Source organism: Allosphingosinicella sp. (genome assembly GCF_036387615.1).
Lineage (GTDB): Bacteria > Pseudomonadota > Alphaproteobacteria > Sphingomonadales > Sphingomonadaceae > Allosphingosinicella.
Genome location: NZ_DASVTH010000018.1, coordinates 1 through 20,652, shown reverse-complemented (window position 1 = coordinate 20,652; position 20,652 = coordinate 1). Strand labels below are relative to the sequence as shown.

General features: G+C 66.5%; 18 protein-coding genes. 5 read left to right on the top strand and 13 right to left on the bottom strand.

The window, feature by feature from the left end:
• Positions 1–41 precede the first annotated feature (41 nt).
• Both VF631_RS02720 and VF631_RS02715 read left to right on the top strand, forming a co-directional pair.
• Positions 42–869: a phytanoyl-CoA dioxygenase family protein gene (locus VF631_RS02720; protein ID WP_431848732.1), complete on the top strand. Its 828-nt coding sequence runs from the start codon at positions 42–44 to the stop codon at positions 867–869.
• A 6-nt stretch (positions 870–875) separates the two neighbouring features.
• Complete coding sequence (locus VF631_RS02715) at positions 876–2,822, top strand: alpha/beta fold hydrolase (RefSeq protein WP_431848731.1); 1,947 nt, start codon at positions 876–878, stop codon at positions 2,820–2,822.
• A gap of 19 nt (positions 2,823–2,841) precedes the next feature.
• Here the strand turns inward: VF631_RS02715 and addB are convergent, their stop codons facing one another.
• The 8 genes from addB to VF631_RS02675 all read right to left on the bottom strand — a co-directional run bounded on the left by addB (position 2,842) and on the right by VF631_RS02675 (position 13,296).
• A complete protein-coding gene (gene addB / locus VF631_RS02710; protein ID WP_431848730.1) occupies positions 2,842–5,814 on the bottom strand; it encodes a double-strand break repair protein AddB in 2,973 nt (990 codons plus the stop codon).
• Between the two features lie 149 nt (positions 5,815–5,963).
• Positions 5,964–6,728, bottom strand: coding sequence for a nucleotidyltransferase family protein (locus VF631_RS02705; protein ID WP_431848729.1), 765 nt, complete (start codon positions 6,726–6,728; stop codon positions 5,964–5,966).
• Positions 6,725–7,711, bottom strand: a complete 987-nt coding sequence (locus VF631_RS02700; RefSeq protein WP_431848754.1) for an aminoglycoside phosphotransferase family protein — start codon at positions 7,709–7,711, stop codon at positions 6,725–6,727. Before VF631_RS02700 ends, VF631_RS02705 begins: the two co-directional genes overlap by 4 nt.
• On the bottom strand, positions 7,708–8,151 hold the full coding sequence (gene tsaE, locus VF631_RS02695; protein WP_431848728.1) for a tRNA (adenosine(37)-N6)-threonylcarbamoyltransferase complex ATPase subunit type 1 TsaE: 444 nt from the start codon (positions 8,149–8,151) through the stop codon (positions 7,708–7,710). The genes VF631_RS02700 and tsaE overlap by 4 nt, the downstream gene beginning before the upstream one ends.
• Positions 8,148–10,520 carry an ATP-binding protein gene (locus tag VF631_RS02690; RefSeq protein WP_431848727.1) on the bottom strand — a complete coding sequence of 791 codons (2,373 nt, stop codon included), beginning with the start codon at positions 10,518–10,520 and terminating at the stop codon, positions 8,148–8,150. Before VF631_RS02690 ends, tsaE begins: the two co-directional genes overlap by 4 nt.
• 96 nt (positions 10,521–10,616) lie before the next feature.
• Positions 10,617–11,198, bottom strand: coding sequence for a TonB-dependent receptor domain-containing protein (locus VF631_RS02685; RefSeq protein ID WP_431848726.1), 582 nt, complete (start codon positions 11,196–11,198; stop codon positions 10,617–10,619).
• Positions 11,199–11,215: 17 nt separating this feature from the next.
• The gene (gene ahcY / locus VF631_RS02680) at positions 11,216–12,628 is read right to left on the bottom strand and encodes an adenosylhomocysteinase (protein ID WP_431848725.1); all 1,413 of its coding nucleotides are present in this window, start codon (positions 12,626–12,628) and stop codon (positions 11,216–11,218) included.
• A gap of 107 nt (positions 12,629–12,735) precedes the next feature.
• Positions 12,736–13,296 carry a YqgE/AlgH family protein gene (locus VF631_RS02675; RefSeq protein WP_431848724.1) on the bottom strand — a complete coding sequence of 187 codons (561 nt, stop codon included), beginning with the start codon at positions 13,294–13,296 and terminating at the stop codon, positions 12,736–12,738.
• 112 nt (positions 13,297–13,408) lie between these two features.
• Here VF631_RS02675 and VF631_RS02670 point away from each other — a divergent pair, with 112 nt between their 5' ends.
• Positions 13,409–13,891 carry a peroxiredoxin gene (locus VF631_RS02670; protein WP_431848723.1) on the top strand — a complete coding sequence of 161 codons (483 nt, stop codon included), beginning with the start codon at positions 13,409–13,411 and terminating at the stop codon, positions 13,889–13,891.
• Between the two features lie 128 nt (positions 13,892–14,019).
• On the top strand, positions 14,020–15,156 hold the full coding sequence (locus VF631_RS02665) for an SDR family oxidoreductase (protein WP_431848722.1): 1,137 nt from the start codon (positions 14,020–14,022) through the stop codon (positions 15,154–15,156).
• A 26-nt stretch (positions 15,157–15,182) separates the two neighbouring features.
• Here VF631_RS02665 and VF631_RS02660 read toward each other — a convergent pair whose 3' ends face one another.
• The 5 genes from VF631_RS02660 to VF631_RS02640 all read right to left on the bottom strand — a co-directional run bounded on the left by VF631_RS02660 (position 15,183) and on the right by VF631_RS02640 (position 19,838).
• On the bottom strand, positions 15,183–15,716 hold the full coding sequence (locus tag VF631_RS02660; RefSeq protein WP_431848721.1) for a YbjN domain-containing protein: 534 nt from the start codon (positions 15,714–15,716) through the stop codon (positions 15,183–15,185).
• Between the two features lie 86 nt (positions 15,717–15,802).
• Positions 15,803–16,543, bottom strand: a complete 741-nt coding sequence (locus tag VF631_RS02655) for an SIMPL domain-containing protein (RefSeq protein WP_431848720.1) — start codon at positions 16,541–16,543, stop codon at positions 15,803–15,805.
• The gene (locus VF631_RS02650; protein WP_431848719.1) at positions 16,531–18,396 is read right to left on the bottom strand and encodes a M2 family metallopeptidase; all 1,866 of its coding nucleotides are present in this window, start codon (positions 18,394–18,396) and stop codon (positions 16,531–16,533) included. The genes VF631_RS02655 and VF631_RS02650 overlap by 13 nt, the downstream gene beginning before the upstream one ends.
• Before the next feature lie 59 nt (positions 18,397–18,455).
• A complete protein-coding gene (locus VF631_RS02645; RefSeq protein WP_431848718.1) occupies positions 18,456–19,226 on the bottom strand; it encodes an alpha/beta fold hydrolase in 771 nt (256 codons plus the stop codon).
• 27 nt (positions 19,227–19,253) lie between these two features.
• Positions 19,254–19,838, bottom strand: coding sequence for a CDP-alcohol phosphatidyltransferase family protein (locus VF631_RS02640; RefSeq protein ID WP_431848717.1), 585 nt, complete (start codon positions 19,836–19,838; stop codon positions 19,254–19,256).
• Positions 19,839–19,996: 158 nt separating this feature from the next.
• On the opposite strand from VF631_RS02640, the gene VF631_RS02635 reads away from it, so the two are divergent.
• A partial coding sequence (locus VF631_RS02635; protein ID WP_431848716.1) for an MFS transporter occupies positions 19,997–20,652 on the top strand: 656 nt, incomplete at its 3' end.

The window sequence follows — 20,652 nt, the reverse complement described above, 5'->3', positions numbered from 1 at the left end:
AGCGGCTCGCTTCCAGACGCGGAGTGGATTATTCTGTGGTCATGAACAGCGCATCTCCGGTCTACGAGCCCGCCGACCTGATGGGCGGGCTTTACGGCGACGGCATCATCGGCCTGAAAGGCGCGTTCAGCCCCGAATGGGCCGATCGCATGCGCGAGGACATCGAGACCCTTTATGCGGAAGCCAGGGCGGTTCCCGGCGGAGCTCTGCCACGCGGCCCGCAGCGCTTCTATGTCGAGGTGCAGCCCGAGCGGATTCGCGGCTTCGTCGACATCGTCACTCATCCCTGGTTCGTTGCGGTTTGCGAGGCGGTGCTCGGACCGGATTACCGGATCGTGGAGATCGGGTTCGACATCCCCTTCCCGGGCGCCGCCGACCAGCCCTGGCACCGTGACTTCGCCGTGCCCGAAGCCACCACCAAGGGTCGAAGGCTCAACAGCCTCGCGTTCAACCTGACCGCCGTCGATACCATCCCCGAAATGGGCCCGTTCGAGATCGCGCTCGGGACGCACTGGGACCAGTTTCCCGGTCCGCCCGCAGGCATGTTCCCCGACAAGGTTCTGTGGCCCCGCTACGAAGCACGTAAGGTGGTCAAGATGGCCCAGCGCGGCGACATCTCGGCCCGCTCGGCCCTCACCATCCATCGCGGCACCGCCAACCGCTCCGACCGGGCACGCCCCGTTCTGGTGGTTGGAGTCGACGCGCCCGACGCGAACAATGCCGCTCATCACGACCTGCAGGTCACCCGGGGCTACGCCGCTACTCTGCCGCCGCGCGTGCTCGAGCACCTCACCTACCGTCTCGTGGATCAACTTGAGACAGTCGTGCAGCACCATGTGATTGAGGGACTGCTCGAGCCCGTTTACTAGGCCAACATGCGTCCAATCCTGCTCGCGAGTCTCCTGCTCGCCACCATCGCCCTTCCCGCCTCCGCTCAGACACCGGCGGCCGTTCAGAAGCGGCAAGTCGGGAATGCCACGCTGGAAAACGTGCCTCCGATCCCGGGCGACATATCAGCCGACGTTCAGCGTTATCAGAACTACCGCGCGGCCGCGTTCGAGGATTGGCTGCCGGACGGATCGATGCTGATCACGACCCGGTTCGGCGCCACCAACCAGCTCCACCGCGTCGTAGCGCCCGGCGGGGACCGCGCCCAGCTCACCTTCTTCTCCGAGCCGGTCGGCGGCGCCTGGGCGATCCCCGGCAGCAACCGCTTACTGCTCACCCGCGACACGGGCGGGGACGAGTGGTTCCAGCTTTATGCGATGGGGCTGGAGGGCGAGCCCGTGCAGTTCACCGAGCCCGACACGCGCAACCAGTCGCCCGTGTTCAGCAAGGACGGGCGGCTGATGGCCTGGTCGCGCGCCGTCAAGGGCTCAGCCGATTATGCAATCCTGACCGCCGATCCGAACCGTCCGGCGTCGCGCCGGGTCGCTTATCAAGGCCAGGGCTCGATTGGACCCGTCGATGTGTCGCCGGATGGGAAGCGGCTGCTACTCTCGCGCGGCATATCCAATCGCGAGAACCGTCTGTCCGTGCTCGATCTGGCAACCGGCAAGGCCGAAGAGCTTGCCTTCACGGCCAAGCCGGCCCGGTTCCAGGAGGCCCGCTTCACGCCGGACGGCCGGGGTGTGATCGTCATCACCGATGCCGACAGCGAGTATCTGCGGCTGGCGGAGATCGAACACGCGAGCGGCGCCGGGACGGTGCTCAGCCCCGCATTGAAATGGGACGTCGAACAATATGAGCTGAGCGACGACGGCCGCACTCTTGCTTATGCCGTGAACGAGGACGGCTTTTCGAAGCTGACGGTGCTCGACCGCGCCAGCAATGCCGGTGCGCAGCCCGAACTCCCGCGCGGTGTGATCACCGGCCTCGGCTTCTCGCCGGACGGCGGCAAGCTCGCGATCAGCCTCTCCGGTGCAACCACCGCGGGGGACGTGTGGAGCTGGGATGTGGCCGGCCGCGCGCTGACCCGCTGGACGCGTTCCGAGCTGGGCGGGATCGACCCGGCTTCCCTCGCGGAGCCCAAGCTGATCCGCTACCGCTCGTTCGACGGCCAGTCCGTCCCCGCCTTCGTTTACCGGCCCAAGGGCACCAATGCGGGCGTCAGGACGCCGGTGATCATCGACATCCACGGCGGGCCGGAAGCGCAGACCCGCGGCGCCTGGAACCCCGGCGCGCAATATTTCGCCGGCACACTCGGAGCGACCGTGATCCTGCCCAACGTCCGCGGCAGCGAGGGTTACGGCAAGACCTACCTCAACGCGGACAACGGCCCCAAGCGCGAGGACAGCGTCAAGGACATCGGGGCCCTGCTCGACTGGATCGCGACCCAGCCCGATCTCGATCCCAAGCGCGTGGTCGTCTATGGTCAGAGCTATGGCGGCTATATGTCGCTGGCCTCGATGACCCACTATTCGGACAGGCTGGTGGGCGGTGTCGAGCGCTACGGCATCAGCGATTTCACGACCTTCCTGGAGCGGACCGAAGCCTATCGCCGCGACAATCGCCGCGCCGAATATGGCGACGAGCGCACGCCCGAAATGAAGGCGGTGTTCGCCCGGATCAACCCGATGGCCAACGTCGCCAAAATCAAGAAGCCGATGCTGGTGATGCAGGGCGCGAACGATCCGCGCGTGCCGCAGTTCGAGTCCGACCAGGTCGTCGCCCGGCTGCGCGCCAACGGTGTCGAGACCTGGTACGTCCTCTTCGCCGACGAGGGCCACGGCTTCCTCAAGAAGCCCAACAACGACTTGCGGCGGGAGGTGGAAACCGTGTTCCTGCGCAAGCTCTTCGCGACACCGCCGCCGCGGAGATAACTCCTCCGTGCTGGGCTCTCTAGGTAGTGCCTGGCGCGTGTTCAGCCCTGTCCTCGCGGCCATACCATTCGTCGAGGCGCATAAGCTGGTCGTAATCGCCATAGGGCGCGTATTCCGGGTGAAGCTTGGCGGTGAAAGGCGCCTCTCCGGTCAGCCACTCGCGGGCCGCCGCGATGAACTGGCGCGCGGCGAGCGTGGTGAAGTCGGCGGCGTCGAGGCCGGTCTTCCCCCCCACTGGGCTGGTCAGGTGGCCAAGCTTGCCGCGATCCTTAGCCAGAGACCAATATTCGAAGCAGCTTGGCGTGCCCGCCACCTCCTTGAAGCCGCCATGCTCCGCGATCAGGCCGAGCAGGCCGAGCTGCATCGAATAGCCTTCCCGCACCGCCTTGCCGCTCGGCGCCTTGCCGGTCTTGTAGTCGACGATGGCAAGCGAGCCGTCGGCCAGTCGGTCGATCCGGTCGGCAATGCCGTAGAGTTCGATCCCCTCCAGCTTGCATTCCCCGAACGCTTCGGCCCGGAGCGGAAGCCGGTCCTGCTCCCGGTTTCGGGCGACCTGCTCGGCGATCCAGTCGATCGCTTCCAGGAGGCGCGGCTGCCACAAAGCGCGCATCAGCGGATGGGCGTCGGCCCCGGCCAGCAGCGCCTCCGCACGGGGACGGAGCTTGGCCGGATCGCACCGATCCTGCTTCATCCAGGCTTCGAGCACGTGGTGGACCGCGCTGCCGCGCCAGGCGGGGCTCGGATCCGCATCGATTCCATCGAGCGCGCCGAGACCGAGCATCTTCTTCGCGTAGAATGCGAACGGATCGGCCTTGAGCCGGTCGACGTCCGTGACGGCAATCCGCGTCGGCCGCAGCCTGACCGGCGGCGACGGCGCGGGGCGTGCTGCCGGAGCGTAGCGGGCCGGCTTGTCGATCGCCGCCGCCCAGCTTTTGTGAAGCGGCGAACGGGTCAGGCCGCCCGTCATCGCCTCCAGTCGCAGCCAGAAACGGGAGGCGACTGCAGGGGCTCGCTTGTCCCGGCGAGCGCGGGTGACCAGCACTTCGCGGCCGCCGAGCGCGCTCGCGAAATCGTGCGCCGAAAGGCCGATCCGGCGCTCGAGCGAGGGCAGGCCGAACTCGTGCCGCAGCCGCGGGGCGAGCCATGGGTCCGGAGTCGGCTGCGCGGGCCATGTGCCCTCGTTGAGGCCGGCCAGGACCATCAGGTCGGCATGCTGCAGCCGCGCCTCGAGCAGGCCCCAGATGAAGATGCGCGGATGCTGGCCGTAAGGTGGCCGGACCGCGACGGCGCTCATCAGCTGCTCAAGCAAGGCGGGCAGGTTGGCGGGCCTGAGGCGCCCGGGGCCGTGCAGCGCGGCGGGCTCGGCGGCGGCGAACAGCTCGGCGGCGGCGCGGCCCGCCGGCCCGGCCCAGACCTGCTCGCCCGACAAAGCGGAAGCCGCCTCGCGCAGCGCCACCACCAGCCCGGACAAGGTGGGCCGCTCGACCGAAAATGCCCGCTCCAGCGGCCGCAGCAGCACACGCGCCTCGCGCCACCATCCCGCTGCGCGCTTGCGCAACTCGCCCGGCCGGCCGCTCCAGTCCGCCAGAAACTCGCTCAATCCAGCCAGCCCGGCGGGGGGGCGCGGCCCACGCAAAGCCAGATCGAGCGTGCGCACGCCGTCCAGCCAGTCTAGCCGCCCTTCCCCTTTCATCACCAGCGGGTGCTTCAGCAAAGCGAGCAAGGGCACCGGCGCGAACCGCTCCGCCCCCGCCGTCGCCAGCGCGATGAGCAAGGTGCCGGGCGGGGTCTGGGAGAGCGGTCGGCCGGCGCTGTCATCCGCGACGATGCCCCAGCGCCCGAGATGAGCAGAAACACGCCGGGCGAGATCGCGGTCGGGCGTGACCAGGGCGGCGGTGCGGCCCGGAGACTCCAAGGCCTCGCGGAGCGCAATCGCGATCACCTGCGCTTCCTCTGCGGGATCGGCCACCTCGCTCGCACGCACTCCGGTCAGCCGACGCTCGGCTGGAGCAAGATCCTGCCACTTGGCCGTGTAGTAAGCGGGCGCCATGGCGTTCGCCACGGCCCGGCTGCGCACCGCCGGCGCGTCCCGACCGCCGCCCCAGCGCCAGCGCTCGACCTCGCCACGGCCCACGCCCATCCGGTCGAGCAGCAGCTTCAAGTGGAATTGCGGGTGAGTTTCGATCGAGGGGCGCCGCCGGCCGGTGACCGGATCCGGCTCATGCGGCCCGAGCGCCTCCCATTCATGGGCCGGCATGCCGGTATCGAGCGCCGGCAGCAGGACGGCTCCGTCCGGCAGGCGCGAGACGACCTTCAGCAGCCCGGCGACCGCAGGCGCGGCCGTGCTGATCCCGGCCGCCACGACGAAGCCCCGGGGCGGGCTCACTCGCCATCGTTTCGCGACGGCGGCAAGCAGGCGATTGCGGCGCTCGGCAAGATCGATCCGCCCGCGCTCGCGCAGCAAAGCGGGCCAGGCGTCGAGGATCACCGTCAAACGGTCGAGCGAAGCCTGCCAGTGGAGCGACAGGTCGGGCAGCTCAGCGGCGAACTCCCGCAGCCGTTGCGGATCGACCTGCTCGACGAGGAGCTGGTCGAGCGTGCGCGCCAGATCGACAGCGAGCCGCAGCGCCTCGGCCGCATCGATCTCAGCCGGGCTTTGGCGTTGGACCAGGGCGGCCAGCAGCATCAGCCGTTCGGTCGGATCGATGGCGGGCGGGATCGGATCCGATCCGTCCAGCGGCTCCAGCGCGCCGCCGATCCGCTCGTCCAGATCAGGGTCGCCGATCGGGACCAGACGAGGCAGCAGCAAGCCGCCTCCAGAGCGCCTTACGAAAGCATCGGTGATCGCCCGGCCGGCGCGGTTGTTGGGCACCAGGATCACGCCTTGCGCGAGCCCAGTCTTGTCGGCCCCGTATCGCGCCGTCAGCCCCGCCGCGAGCGCATCGGCAAAGGCCCGGTGCGGCGGGATGGTGAAGACGGCGGGCCGGGACATTGGAAGGTAGTGGGACTCTCGCCTGAGTTGATCAACTTCAAACCGTTCGGCCTGAGCTTGTCGCAGGCTGCCCCTTTTCTTCTGGCAAGCGGAGGGAAGAAGTGGCGGCGTTAGACGGGCTCAGGCCGAACGGAGACAGAAGCTGAACGCTACACCGAACTCAATATCTCTTCCGTCCGCTTGATGTTGGGCGGCGCGCCGACATCGAACCAGAGGCCTTGGTGCACCGCACCGAAGCAGCGCCCTTCGGCGATGGCGTGGTCCCACAGCAGGTTCGTCGAAAAGGCGCCCTTGGGAAGCTCGACCTCGAACAGCCGCTTGGAGATGATCTGGATGCCGGTATAGACGTAAGGAGCGACCGCGCCCGGGCGCTTGCGGCGGATCGTGCCGGTGGCGCTCAGGTGGAAATCGCCGTTGCCGGTGTGGCAATTGGCGCGAGCGAGTGGGACCAGCAGCAGCAGGGCATCCATCCTCGCATCGTCCCACCCGGAAGCCAGCAGGCGCAGAGAATCGACCGGGCCGTCGACCCACAGATTGTCGGAATTGACCACCAGGAACGGGTCGGCGTCGATCAGCGGCAGCGCGTGGACGAGTCCGCCGCCGGTCTCCAGCAGGACATCGCGCTCATCGGAGACGACCGTCTCGATGCCGGTCACCCGATTGGCGAGATGCGCCTCGATCGCATCGGGCAGATAGTGGACATTGACCACCGCCTTGCGCACACCGGCCGCGCGGAGGCGATCCAGCGTGTGATCGAGCAGCGCCTTGCCCGCCACCTCGACGAGCGGCTTGGGCCGGGTGGCGGTGAGCGGCCGCATGCGCTTGCCCAGACCCGCCGCCATCACCATCGCGACCTCCGGGACCTTGCCGCTGGGCTCCGGCCGGATCGCGCGTTGCGCCTTCGGCCGGCTCATGCAGCCTGCGCCCAGGCGGCGGCCCGATGTTCGGCGGAGAGGTGGCGATCGAACCAGTCGCGCACCGGCCCGAGCGCCGGATGCGCCAGGTTGCGCTCCAAGAGACCCCACATGCGGGGCTGGAAGTTGGTGTAATGCGGCTTGTTGTCCCGCTTCCAGAGGCGGGTGAAGACGCCGAGAATACGCGTGTTGCGCTGCGCCGCCAGCGCCCAATAAGCCGCTTCGAACCTCTCCCCTTCTCCAGCGGCCTCTTTGTACCGTTTCAGCATCGCCCGCTCGACGGACGGGGTCACGTCACGCCGCGCGTCTTCGAGCACCGAAGCCAAATCGTAAGCAGCGTGACCCGCCACCGCGTCCTGGAAGTCCAGCAGCCCGAAATGCTCCACTCCGGCGCGCCCGTCGACCAGCATGATATTCTCGGCGTGGAAGTCGCGGAGCACCGTCACGGGTGCCCGGCCATCGTTCGCGACCGGGCGGAGCACGGCGGTCCAGGCGTCGCGAAAGCCGGCACCATCCACGTCGAGGCCCACGGCCGGGCAGTACCAGTCCGGGAACAGGCTCACCTCGTCCAGCCATTGATCCAAGCCATGAGGGCGCAGGCCGGACATGGGCGGCTGGCGATGAAGGTGGACGAGCAGATCGACCGCAATCTCGTACAGCTCGATTTCCCGCTCAGGAGCAATATCGAGCGTCTCGCGCAGCCGGGAATCGCCGAGATCGTCAAGCAGCAGCAGACCGCGCTCAAGGTCCCGCGCCAGAATGCGGGGAGCCGATAGCCCGGCCTGCGCGAGCCACTCGGCAACAGCTACGAACGGCCTCGGATCCTCGTGAGGCGGTGGCGCGTCCATCAGCACGGCCCGCCGTCCCTCGCTCAGCACACGGAAGTAGCGGCGGAACGAGGCGTCGCCGGCCAGGGGCTGGATTTCGGCCCCCTCCCAGCCGTGCTGGGCCAGGAATGTAGGTGCGTTTGCAGGCGGGGTCATCGGGGAGGCCATCGCCCTTCCCAAGCGGGCGGAACATGCGCTGTCAAGGCGCGGGCGCCCTCCCCTGCGCCGGTCAGATGAAGGCGCAGGGCGGCAGGCCACAGACGCTCGCCAAGCCGCTCCGGCCATTCGATCACAAGCGCCCCGACCAGCAGCGCATCGTCGAGCCCGAGCTCCTCCAACTCGCTCTCCTCCTCGATCCGGTAAAGGTCGACATGCCAGAGCGGAACCGCGAGATCTTCGTAGGTCTGGACGATCGGAAAAGTCGGGCTTGCGACATCGCCGTCGAAGCCGAGGCCATGCAGGATGCCGCGGGCGAGCGTCGTCTTGCCCGCGCCCAGGTCGCCGAACAAGGCGACCACGTCGCCGGGCCGGAGAAGCTTGGCCAAGGCCGAGCCGAGCGCTTGCGTGGCGCCGGCGCTGTCCAGCAGGATCGTCACTGGCGCGACGCGGCGCGCGGCAGACGGATGGTGACGGTGGTCCCCTGTCCAAGCTCCGAATGAAGCTCAATCGCGCCGCCATGCGCTTCGATGAACTGGCGGGCGAGCGGCAGGCCGAGGCCCACCGCCTCGCCGCGTCCAGTCGTGGTGCTCATGCTCCGATGGAAACGATCGAAAACGCGGGCCTGGTCGACCGGCGCGATCCCAATGCCGTTGTCGGAGACCGTGATCGCCGCCGCTTGCCCATCGCCGACTGCGTGGAGCAGGACGCGTCCGCCCGCCGGCGTGTGCTGGACCGAGTTGCGCAGCACGTTTCCAATCGCCTGGCCGAGGCGACGGCGATCTCCTGTGACCGCGCCGGCCGATGCGTCGAGACTCTGGACGAAATCGATGCCCCGCTCTGCCGCGAGCGGCGCTAATTCCGCCGCCACGTCGTCGCACAACGCCGCGAGCTCGACCTGCTCTTCGGCGAGCAGCAGGCTGCCGCTTTCGCTTTGCGTGAGATCGAGAACATTATCGATCAGCGCGCTCAGCCGCGCGACCGACTCCATGATGGCGGTGACATAATCCCAGGCGGTCGGGGAGAGTTCGCCCGCATAGCCGCCCGCCAGCATCTCGGCGAAGCCGCCGATCGAGGTCAGTGGAGTGCGCAGCTCGTAGCTCATGTTGGACACGAAGGCGGTGCGGATCCGATCGCCCTCCTCCAGCGCGTCATTGCGTTCCCGAAGCGCGCTTTCGACCATGCGGCTGCTGGTCACGTCGAGCATCGTGAACAGCGCGTTGCCGTCGGGCAGCGGCACCGCTGCGAATTCGAACTCGCGCCCGTCCACCAGGCTGACTCGCCCGCCGCGCTGTTTGCGCTCGACGGTGGCGCTGCGGACCAGCTCGCGCACCAGCCCCGCGTGTTTCGGGTTCTTGAGCTTGGCCGCGATATGCGGGACGAGCGCATCGACCCGGGGATGCGCAGCGAGCTGCTCTTCCTCGAACTGCCAGAGCAGGCGGAAACGGTTGTTCCACAGGTGCAGCCGGCCGTCCGAGGCGAACACGCCGACCGCCTCGAACAGATTGTCGAAGGTGGCGGTCCGCACCCGCAGCAGCGTGTCGCGCGCGGAGGCGAGCTGGATCTGCTCGGTCCTGTCCTCGAAGATCAGCAGCAATCCGCCATCCGGCAGCGGCTGCGCGACGACGCGCAAATGCTTAGCGCTCGGCAGCAGCCAGTCCTCCTCGACCGCCGCCAGACCCGACGTGAACCAGCGGCCGCGCTCGCCTTTCCAGTTCGGATAATCCCGGACCTCCGGCAGGTTGCCGCTCTCGCGCATCGCATCGAGCACGCGGTTGAACTCGGGACCGTCGGCGAGGAAATCCGCGCGCAACGAGAATGTGCGGGCAAAAGGCTGGTTGGAGAAGATGAGGTGCCGGTCGCGGCTGAACTGGGCGACGCCGGCGGACAGGCGGTCGAGCATGTCGCGCTGGGCGCGAACGAACAAGGCCAGCTCGGCGCGCGCACGCTCACGATCCTCCACATCGACGGCATAGCCGGCCACGCCCTTGGCCCCGATCGGCACTTCGACAACGGTCATCGTGCGCCGCTCGCCGGCGATGGTGGCGGGCACGGTGCGCGAAACCGCCTCCCCTTTCTCGCGGACCAAGGCGGCCTGGCTGAGCTGCGTGCGGCCTTCGCTTTCGTCGACCAGTTCGATGCCGGCCCTTATTACCGCCATCGCGTCCTCGGCCTCGACGGCGGCGACATAGGCGCTGTTGACCATGGCGAGGCGCAAGTCCGGCCCGCGATGCCAGACCGGGAACGGCGCAGCCTCGATGAGGGCCGACAGCGAATCTAGCGCGGCGGTCAGGCGATCAACCTCACCGCCAAGCGCGCCGCTCCGCGCCTCGGCATCGGTCGCATCGAGGAACCAGAGGAGGACGGAGCGTTCCGGAAATGGCGCAGGCGCCGGGCCGCCGGATACCCGCAGCAGCCGTCCCGAGCCTTGCGCCTGGAGCGACAGCGAGATCGGTCCGCCGGTGGCCGCGCTGTCGCGAACGGCGATTGCGAGCCGATCCAGGTCTCCGGCTGAAAGGCCGGTCTCACCCGCCGAAAGGCTGCCCAGATATGACGGCGGCTCGCCCAGGCCCAGCAGGCCGCCGAGCCGCTCGCCAGCGTCAACCGCGCCGTCATCGAATGCGACCAATGGCACCGCCGGACCGGAAACAAGCAGCGCCCGACAGCGCTCCTGCTCCGCTGAAGTCTCACGAGCGGCCGCACTTGCCCGGACGCCCCATATCACGAGCCACACCGCCAGCGCGAGCCAGAGGCCGGACACCAGCGCAATCGCGGCCAGCGCCGTTCGTGTCATCTCCACCGAGCCCATGATCGACGACAGGCTCTAGGGCGAACCAAGATGCAAAGGAAGCGGAGAGCGGACGGACTCGGCCCGGCGGCCGCATTCGTCCGCAGTCCGGATCCGTTAGAACTTGGCGCGCGCGCTCAGGAAGAAGAAGCGCCCGACCGGCGAGACCGGATAGGAAGCGCGATTGAGGTAGGGCTCCTTGTCGGTCAGGTTGTTGACGCCGCCGTAGAAGGTGAAGCGCTCGGTGGCGTCGATGCTGAACGACACGTCATGAACGAAATATTCAGGCGCTGTAGCGGTTGGTCCGAACTCCACGTCCTGACGTTCGATTTCCACCCCCGCCAACGCCTGCTCGCCGATATATTGCAGGCGGTAGGTCAAGGAGTAAGGCCCGTTGCTCCACGTCGCGGAGCCTACGCCCGACCATTCGGGGAAGCCGGTCTCCCCGAGCTCAGGATCGACGATGTCGGGGTTCACCGGATCGAAGAACTGGTTGAGCTTGTCCGTCCAGTTCGCAGTGGCGCGCAACGCGAACCGGTTCTCGCCGAGCGCGAAGTTATACGCGATCGTCGCGTCCACGCCCGCCGTCTCCAGTCGGCCGAAGTTCAGCTGGGTCTGACGGAGAAAGTTGAACCCGAGATTAAGACCAGGCGAAAAGATCGCAGAACTGGTTCTGAAAGGTCTCGGACGGCCGCTCACTAACCGATTGAGGTCCTTCAGTAGCGGTAGTGTTCGGGCTTGAACGGCCCGGTGACCGGCACGCCGATATAGCCGGCCTGCTTCTCGCTCAGCTTGGTAAGCTTCACGCCCAGCTTTTCGAGGTGGAGCGCCGCGACTTTCTCGTCGAGGTGCTTGGGGAGCACGTAGACGTCGTTCTTGTACGTCTCGGCCTTGGTCCACAGCTCGATCTGGGCGAGCGTCTGGTTGGTGAAGCTGGCCGACATGACGAAGCTCGGATGCCCCGTCGCGTTGCCGAGATTGACCAGGCGGCCCTTGGACAGGACGATGATCTTCTTGCCGTCCGGGAACTCGACCTCGTCGACCTGCGGCTTGATTTCGGTCCACTTCATGTTCTGCAGCGCGCCGATCTGGATCTCGCTGTCGAAATGGCCGATGTTGCACACGATCGCCATGTTCTTCATCGCGCGCATGTGATCGACGGTGATGACGTCGGCATTGCCGGTGGCGGTGACGAAGATGTCGGCGCGGGTGACCGCTTCCTCCATCGTGACGACCTCATAGCCTTCCATCGCCGCCTGCAGCGCGCAGATCGGATCGACTTCGGTGACGAGCACGCGCGCCCCGCCATTGCGAAGCGAGGCGGCCGAGCCCTTGCCTACATCGCCGAAGCCGGCGACGGTTGCGACCTTGCCGGCCAGCATCACGTCGGTGCCGCGGCGGATCGCGTCGACCAGCGATTCCTTGCAGCCGTAGAGATTGTCGAACTTCGACTTCGTGACGCTGTCGTTGACGTTGATCGCCGGGAATGGAAGCTTGCCCTTCTTGGCGAGTTCATAGAGGCGGTGGACGCCGGTGGTGGTCTCTTCGGAAACGCCCTTGGTCGCCTGGACGGTCTTGGTGAGGTAGCCCGGACGCTCGGCGATGAAGCGCTTCAGCGTCGCAACGAAGATCTCCTCTTCCTCATTCTCGGGCGTCAGCAGCTCCTCGCCGGCCTCGACCCGCGCGCCCCACAGCGCGAACATCGTCGCGTCGCCGCCGTCGTCGAGGATCAGGTTGCAAGTCGTGTCACGGCCCCAATCGAAAATCCGGGTCACGTATTGCCAATATTCCTCGAGCGTCTCACCCTTGACGGCGAACACCGGCACGCCGGTCGCTGCGATCGCGGCGGCGGCATGGTCCTGCGTCGAGAAGATGTTACACGAAGCCCAGCGAACCTGCGCGCCGAGCGCGGTCAGCGTCTCGATCAGTACCGCTGTCTGGATCGTCATGTGGAGCGAGCCGACGATCCGTGCGCCCTTGAGCGGCTGCGAAGGGCCGAACTCCTGGCGCAGCGCCATCAGGCCTGGCATTTCGGTCTCGGCAATCTCGATCTCCTTGCGGCCGAAGGCGGCGAGGTCGAGGTCGCGGACGACATAGTCGCTGAACGTGGATGCAGGCTGGGTCGCCACGGTTGGTCCTTCCGGGTAGAATGAGGGGTCGCGCCGCGTGGGCGATGGCGCTCGCTTAGCCGCCGGCCGTCCGGAATTCAAATATAAAGATTCCTTTATATGTGGACTCAGGCCGTTCCGAAGTCGGCGGTGAGCAGGCGCGGGTCGATGCCCGCGCTGCGGAAGGCGTTCTCCCAGCGCGAATTGACGTCGCAATCGTAGAGGAGCTGGTCATTGCCTTGCGTTGTGAACCAGCCGTTGCGGCACAGCTCGTCCTCAAGCTGTCCGCTACCCCAGCCGGCATAGCCGAGCGCGGCGATCCACCGCGATGGACCCCGCCCTTCCGCAATCGCGCGGAGGATGTCCAGAGTGGCGGTCAACGCCCAGCGATCGGCCACCTGCACGCTCTCCTGCCCGCCCCAATCGAGCGTATGGAGGAGGAAGCCGCGCTGCGGCTCGACCGGGCCACCGAGGTGGATGGCGACGTCCGGGGCGACACCCGGCTCGATGTCGAGCTGCTTCAGCAGGTCGTGAAACCCGATCCGCGGTACCACACGCCCAAGCCCGATGCCGAGTGCGCCATCCTCGTCATGCACACACATCGCGATCACCGCGCGCTCGAAGCGCGGATCGCCGATGCCGGGCATCGCCAGCAGGAACTGGCCGCTGAGGAAACGAGGTTCGTCCACAAACGCGGCTCTAGGCGCTGGCCGGCCGCCAGGGCAACGGGCAAGGCCCTTCCGCGCGGTGGACGGCCTTGCTAGAGCGCCGCATCATCTTGAGCATCAGGGGATCAAACGCATGACCGTGAGCGTGGGCGACCGCATTCCGAACCTCACCCTGATGAGGGCAGCGGCCGATGGCCCGCAGCCAGTCAGCACCGCGGATTTCTTCGCCAACCGCCGGGTAGCCTTGTTCTCAGTCCCTGGTGCCTTCACGCCGACCTGTTCGGCGCGGCACCTGCCCGGCTTTGTCGAGAAAGCCGACGATCTGAAGGCCAAGGGTGTCGACGAGATCGCCTGCACCGCGGTCAACGACGCGTTCGTGCTCGCTGCCTGGGCCAGGATGGGCGAAGCGGTCGACAAGGTCACGATGCTTGCCGATGGCAATGGCGAGTTCGTGAAGGCGCTCGGGCTCGAGATGGACGGCTCGAAGTTCGGCATGGGTCAGCGCGGCAAGCGTTTCTCAATGGTCGTCAATAACGGTGTCATCGAGCAGCTGTTCGTGGAAGAGCCGGGTGCGTTCAGCGTTTCCAGCGCGGACTACATGCTCGAGCGGTTATAGGGGCGCAAGCGTCACCTTGAAGTGGGTGAGGTGACGGTCGACGGATAACATTTTGCGGACCTGCAACCCGGGCCCGCCCTCCTGCATTGTCGGCGAGGAATCCCCGTCCGATCAGGAGTTTGCCAGCCATGGCTGTGAAGCTGAAGCCGCTCGCCGAGCAACGCATCGTTATCACGGGCGCATCGAGCGGCATCGGGCTGGCGACCGCCCGCATGGCCGCCGCGGGCGGTGCCTCGGTGCTCCTGGTGGCGCGTAACGAGGAAGCGCTCGCCGAAGCTGCCGCACAAATCGAGGCCACCGACGGGCGAGCCGCCTACATCGCGATCGACGTCACCGAAGAAGGCGCGCCCGAGCGGATCGGAGCGGCCGCGTTCAAGGCCTATGGCGGCTTCGACACTTGGGTGAACGACGCCTCGGTTACCGTCTATGCGCGTCTGGATGAGACCAGCATGGCCGAGCATCGGCGCATCTTCGATGTCAATTATTTCGCGTATGTCAGCGCGTCGTTGTTCGCGGCGGAGGAGCTGCGGAGCAAAGGCGGCGCTCTCATCAATGTCGGCTCGATTCTTTCCGACCGCGCGGTCCCGGTGCAGGGCGCCTATTCTGCTGCCAAGCATGCCGTGAAGGGGTTCACGGACGCACTCCGGATGGAGCTGGAGATGGACCGTGCGCCGGTCTCGGTCACGTTGATCAAACCGGGATCCACCGACACCCCTTTCCCGGAGCATTCGCGCAACAAGATGGATGCGCCCGCGACGGTGCCGCCGATCGTCTACGATCCAGCTCTCGTTGCCGAAGCAATCCTGTTCGCGGCGCAGCATCCCAAGCGCGAGTTGGTGGTGGGCGGCGGCGGCGCCCTGATTGCCGCCGGCAATGTGCTGGGGCGGGTCACCGACAAGCTTATGGAGGCCTTCGGCGGCGAAGTCGCGCAGTCGACGGCGACACCTCCCGAGCCGGGCGCCGAGGACAATCTGTTCGAGCCGAGCGAGGATGGGCGCACCCATGGCAATCAGGAGCATCACAGTCGGCAGACCAGCCTTGCCCTTAAGGCGCAGATGCACCCCGTCGCAACCGCGGCGATCATCGGCGGCGGCGCTGCGGCGGCCGCCGGCGCCTTCTTCGGGCACCGGGCGCTCGCCCGCAAACGCATGAACTCGGTTATGGAAACCGCGATCACCGCCTGCGACCTGGCCGCGAGCCAGGCGCTTGCGGAGCCTCATCCGCCGACTGAGCCGCGGATCGAGGTCGCTGCTGACAGAGGCTGACCACAGGCTAGCCAAGCCACTTCGAGCTAGCGTGCGCCCGTTTCCAGCGGGCGCAGCACCTGGGTTGCGAATTGATCGGACTGGCTCTCGAAGACGAGCAGATTGACGGCCAGGTTGCCGCGAATGAAGCCGTAATCGGCAGTCACGTAACGCTGCAGAGCCGGGCGGCCGTCGACCGCCACGAATGCCTTTGCGAAGGAATAGCGCCGGTTGAAATCCTCGATCGCCTGCGCGGTTTTCACCGGCGGGGAGTTGGCAATCCGGGTCCAATAGGATTGCAGGCTGAGCGCCTTGCAGGCCGACCCTTGCGGATCGCAGGCGCTCATCACCAGCATCGCCTTGCGCCCATTGGCGAAGCTGACGTTGAGCTGCGGGCGCGCGGCGTTGCTCCCCACCCGCGTGAACCGCGCGCCCACTGCGGTCAGCACCGGCTCGACAGTCGCATAGCTGAACGCGGGCAGAACCTGCGTGTTCTCCGGCGCTTTCGGGTTCCAGCGCGGAAGCGCAGGCGCCGCCGCGTTCGAAGCCAGAATCAACATGGTCAGCGCAGTGCTGTTCACCTGCGGCTCCTTCGGGTCATTCGGTCGGGAAAGGCAGGCTTGGCCGGCGCGGGCCGCCTAGCCGGTTCGAATTCCCAATCCAAGCCTTACTGCGGCACCATGGCGTAATCGATCCACACCCGAACACTGGTCTCGATCTCGCCAGGTTCGATCGGGGTCGCCGCGATGCGGCTGCCCGTTGCCACGATCGTTCCAGCCTCCTCGGTATCGAAGCCGCCGCGTTGACTGACGCGAAGGACGCGCGCAATCCGCATTCCGAGCGCGTCAGCGTAGGCGTCGGCTTCTTCGCGGGCTGCGGCGACGGCGGCTCGGCGCGCCTGCTCTCTCGCCGGCTTCGGATCCTTGAGCCCGAAGGAAGGACCCTGAACCTCGTTCGCGCCGGCCGTGAACAAGCGGTCGATAATGTCAGGAGCTTTCCGGAGGTCCCGGAGCACGAGCGAGAGCCGGTTACGAGCCACGTAGCCCGTGATGCGCGGAGTCGTCTCCTCGCGCTCCGCCCGCTCCCGGTCCTCCCGCGCGAATTGAGGGCTGACCGCCAGCTCCGAGGTTTGTACGTCACCGGCCTCGACACCGCTTGCGCGAACCGCGGCGACGAGCCGGTTGGCGAGCGCAGCGTTCGAAGAGAGCGCTTCCCTAGCCGTCTTAGCCGTCGTGACCACGCCAGCGGTGATCTCCATCAGGTCGGGCCTGGACCGCGCCTCGCCTTCCGCTTCGATCTTCAGCAGCGTCTCACCCGGCTGAAGCCCGATCTCCACGGCCTGCGCCAGCGCTGCCTGAGGAGAGCCCAAGCAGGCGAGCGCCAAGGCCGCGGCGATTACCAGCCGCACTGGCGACCCTTGTTCTGCTGCTCGAGCCACGCCGAAAGCGGGCGGAAATATTCGAGCATAGCTTCGCCCGACATTTCGCGGCTGCCGGTGAACGCCTCCAGCGCGTCCGGCCACGGCTTGGACGCGCCCATTTCCAGCATCGCGTTCAGCTTCGCGCCCACTTCCTTGTTGCCGTAGAAGGAACAGCGGTGAAGCGGGCCCTTCCAGCCGGCCTGATCGCATGCCGCCTTGTAGAATTGGAACTGGAGAATGCGGGCGAGGAAGTAGCGCGTGTAAGGGGTGTTGCCGGGAATGTGATACTTGGCGCCGGGATCGAACTGCGCTTCCGTCCGCTGCACCGGCGGCGCGATGCCCTGATATTGCAGGCGCAGGTCGTTCCAGCCCTTGTTATAGCCGCTCGCGGGGATCGCGCCGGAGAACACGCCCCAGCGCCATTTGTCGACCATCAGGCCGAACGGCAGGAAGGCGACCTTGTCCATCGCCTGGCGGAGCAGCAGACCGGTGTCCTTTGACGCGGGCGGGACCTTGTTCTTATCGAGCAGACCGACCTGAGTCAGATATTCCGGCGTGATGGACAGCGCGACGGCGTCGCCGATCGCTTCGTGGAAGCCGTCGTTCGCGCCGTTCAAGTACAGGAACGGCTGCTTGTTGTAGGCCCGCTGATAATAATTGTGGCCGAGCTCGTGGTGGACGGTGACGAAGTCGTCCCCGTTGACCTTGGTGCACATCTTGATGCGAAGATCATCCTTGTTGTCGAGGTCCCAGGCCGAGGCGTGGCACACCACTTCCCGGTCGGCGGGCTTGGTAATCTGCGAGCGCTCGTAGAAGCTCGCCGGCAGCGGCGCGAAGCCCAGCGATGAGAAGAAATTCTCGCCCGTCTTCACCATCTGCAGCGGCGTCTGCTTCTTCGCCACAAGCAGGTCGGTCACGTCATAGCCGATGTCCCCGGCCCCCTTTGGCGTGACCACGTCGTAGATATTGCCCCATTCCTGCGCCCACATATTGCCGAGCAGGTCGGCGCGGATCGGGCCGCTCTTGGCCTGCACTTTGTCGCCGTATTTCTCGTTGAGCTTGGCGCGCGTGTAGCAATGCAGCTGATCGTAGAGCGGCTTGACTTGTCCCCACAGCTTGTCGGTCAGAGCGGCGAACTCGTCGGCCGGCATGTCGTAACCGGACCGCCAGAGCGCGCCGACATCCTTGTAGCCAAGCTCGATCGCGCCCTGATTGGCGATCTGGACGAGGCGCTGGTAATCGGTCCGCATCGGCGTTCCGACGTTCGAGTGCCAACTGGTCCACATCTCCTGCAGCTCGGCGGGATTGCGGTTGGTGCCCATCTCCGCCTCGATATCGCTGCCGTTCATGGGCTTGCCCCGAAGCGTGCCCTTACCCTTGCCGTAGGTCGACTGAAGCCGGGTCGCGATCGTGTTGAGCTCGGCTGCGGCGCCGGGGGTGGTTGGCGCCGGCAGGACAAGGCCGCCGCGCAGGATGTCGAGCTTGCGACGGGTGTCGTAGCTCAAGCCCTCGACATCCTTGAAACGCGCCGCCTCGTTGGCGAAGCGCACCGACATCTCGGTCCCGATTGTCCCGAAGTGCGCGGCGAGCGCGTCCGTGTCCTCCGTGATGTATGTCGAGTTCACCCAGGAGGCGCGGCTCGCCAGGATGGAGAAGTCGGCCAGCTCCTTCTCGGCACGGGCAACGAAGGCGTCGGCCTCGGCCGCGCTGGCGGCAGCTTGCGGCTGGGCGGGCGCTGTCGTCGTGGAAGCCGTGGCGGCGCTATCCTGGATCGCGGCTACAGTGGTGCAGCCGGTGAGCGACGCGGCCGCGAGGGCAAGAGCGGAAACGGCGGATTTCATCAATGCATCCTCATACAAGTCTGTTTTCGCAATAGTTTCACAACCTGAATAGAAGCTGTTCAAGCACTTAGGAAGCGGGCGATCTCCTGGCCCAGCTCCGGCTTCGTGACCGCGCTCATGTGATTTCCGGGCACTTCGACATAAGTGCCGTTCGGCAGCAGCTCGGCCAGCGCATCGGCCGGGCCATTATCCTGATCCTCGGCGCCGGACAGGACCAGGGTGGGCATGTCGATCGTCCGCAGTTCATTCTCGGTCGAACTCACGAAGCTTCCGAGCAGCGGCAGCATCGCCTGGGCGTCACCGCCGGTTGTCTTGAGAAAAGCTTCAGCCATCCATTCCGGCGAACCGCGCTGGTGGGTACCGAGCCCGGTCAGGATCTTTCGGAAATGATCCGCCCGGCGATGCACATCGAGCATCCCGCGAAGGCCCATCCCGCTGATGACGAGGCGCCGCGGCCGGGCGCCCAGGATGACCATCCGGGCCGACGTCCGCGCGCCTAGCGAATAACCGCCAAGATCATAGTCGGACAGCGCGAGATGGGCGATCAGTTCCAGTCCGTCTCGCGCCAGCACATCCGGCGGGTAGTCAGCCGCATCATGCGACGCAGCGCTCGCGCCATGGGCGCGCAGGTCCGGCACGATGACGCGAAATCCGTTCGCGGCAATCGCCGCGGCGTGCCCGAAGCGGACCCAATTTGTCTCCGCGTTGGAGAATAGTCCGTGCAGCAGCAGCACGGGCCTCCCTTCGCCAAGTTCGCACCAGACCAACTCCGCGCCGTTCGAAGTGGCGAATGCTCGCTTTACCATGGTGATCGAAGTATCTCCGCTCATCCTGAGTAGCTTGAGCTGCCGCCTTCCTCAATCCATGTGCTTGAGGCCGACCCGCAGATAATCCCAGCCTGTGACGAGCGTCAGGGTCGCCGCCGCCCAAAGGCTGGCAAGGCCCACATCGTGGACCCAGGGCAAATCGGGCACGGCTCCGCCGAGGATGAGCGCGCCAAGGGCCACCAGCTGCAAGGTGGTCTTCCACTTCGCGAGGCGGCTGACTGGGACCGAGACTTGCACACCCGCCAGGAACTCGCGGAGCCCTGAGACGATGATTTCGCGCAGCAGGATGATCAGCGCTGGCACGATATGATAATCGTGGATGACCGGCTCCCCGCCTGGCGCTTCTAAACTGGCGAATTGGCGGCTGGAGATCAGCATCACGATCACAGCGACCACCATGATCTTGTCCGCGATAGGATCGAGGAACTGGCCGAGCCGCGACACGGTCCCCTGCGCGCGGGCGAGATAGCCGTCGAAATAGTCGGTGATGCCGACCAGGCAGTAGAGCACGTAGGTGATGGCGTAATCGATCGGGCTTGGCTTCCACAGCAGGAAGACCAGGATCGGCACGGCCAGGATCCGCGACAGCGTGAGGAGATTTGGGAGGGTCAGCATCGGTTCCCGTCCATGTAGCGCGAGTGCGGCCGATTGGGGAGGGTGAGGCTGCGCGTCCGGTCAATGCGGCTCGCCGCAATGAGCCGGCTGCGGCTGGACGTGCCGCGTCCGCCCGCCTAGACCCCGCCTCCATGCCAAGCCGAGCCCGTCCGTAACCGATGCAAGCGTCCCTGCGGCTGCTTGGCCGCCGCCGTTTCCTGCCCTTGTTCGTCACCCAGTTTTTGGGGGCGTTCAACGACAATCTCTACAAGTCGGCGATGGTGATCCTGGCCACCTACGCAATCTACAATGACGAGACCAAGGAGGCGACCTTCAACGCCGTCGCGGGCGCGCTGTTCATCTTGCCCTTCTTCCTCTTCTCGGCGCTCGCCGGGCAACTGGCGGACTCGATGGACAAGGCGCGCATCATCCGGTTCGTGAAAACGGCGGAGATCTTCATCATGCTCTTCGGCGCGGCGGGCCTCTTGCTGCACAACGTGCCGCTGCTGCTCGCCGCCCTGTTCGCGATGGGCGTTCATTCCAGCTTTTTCGGTCCGATCAAATATGCGGTGCTGCCTCAGCATCTCAAACCCGACGAAGTGCTTGGCGGCACCGGCCTCGTCGAAGCCGGCACTTACGGAGCGATCCTGCTCGGCACCATCGCCGGCGGGCTGCTTGGCCGCGAACATGGCGAGATTGCCGCAGGAGCCGTGCTGATCGTGGCATTGATCGGCCGCTTGATCGGCGGAATGGTGCCCCCTGCCCCGCCCGAGCCGGACGCTCCTGCGCTGAAGATGGACTGGCACATCATCCGCGCGTCGATCCGGCTGGTGAA

Bases quoted from the DNA above. Each gene is read 5' to 3' on its own strand.
- VF631_RS02650 (WP_431848719.1), bottom strand. From the start codon at position 18,396: ATGAAATCCGCCGTTTCCGCTCTTGCCCTCGCGGCCGCGTCGCTCACC.
- VF631_RS02670 (WP_431848723.1), top strand. From the start codon at position 13,409: ATGACCGTGAGCGTGGGCGACCGCATTCCGAACCTCACCCTGATGAGG.
- VF631_RS02640 (WP_431848717.1), bottom strand. From the start codon at position 19,838: ATGCTGACCCTCCCAAATCTCCTCACGCTGTCGCGGATCCTGGCCGTG.
- VF631_RS02715 (WP_431848731.1), top strand. From the start codon at position 876: ATGCGTCCAATCCTGCTCGCGAGTCTCCTGCTCGCCACCATCGCCCTT.
- VF631_RS02645 (WP_431848718.1), bottom strand. From the start codon at position 19,226: ATGAGCGGAGATACTTCGATCACCATGGTAAAGCGAGCATTCGCCACT.
- VF631_RS02700 (WP_431848754.1), bottom strand. From the start codon at position 7,711: ATGACCCCGCCTGCAAACGCACCTACATTCCTGGCCCAGCACGGCTGG.
- addB (WP_431848730.1), bottom strand. From the start codon at position 5,814: ATGTCCCGGCCCGCCGTCTTCACCATCCCGCCGCACCGGGCCTTTGCC.
- VF631_RS02665 (WP_431848722.1), top strand. From the start codon at position 14,020: ATGGCTGTGAAGCTGAAGCCGCTCGCCGAGCAACGCATCGTTATCACG.
- VF631_RS02705 (WP_431848729.1), bottom strand. From the start codon at position 6,728: ATGAGCCGGCCGAAGGCGCAACGCGCGATCCGGCCGGAGCCCAGCGGC.
- VF631_RS02720 (WP_431848732.1), top strand. From the start codon at position 42: ATGAACAGCGCATCTCCGGTCTACGAGCCCGCCGACCTGATGGGCGGG.
- VF631_RS02690 (WP_431848727.1), bottom strand. From the start codon at position 10,520: ATGGGCTCGGTGGAGATGACACGAACGGCGCTGGCCGCGATTGCGCTG.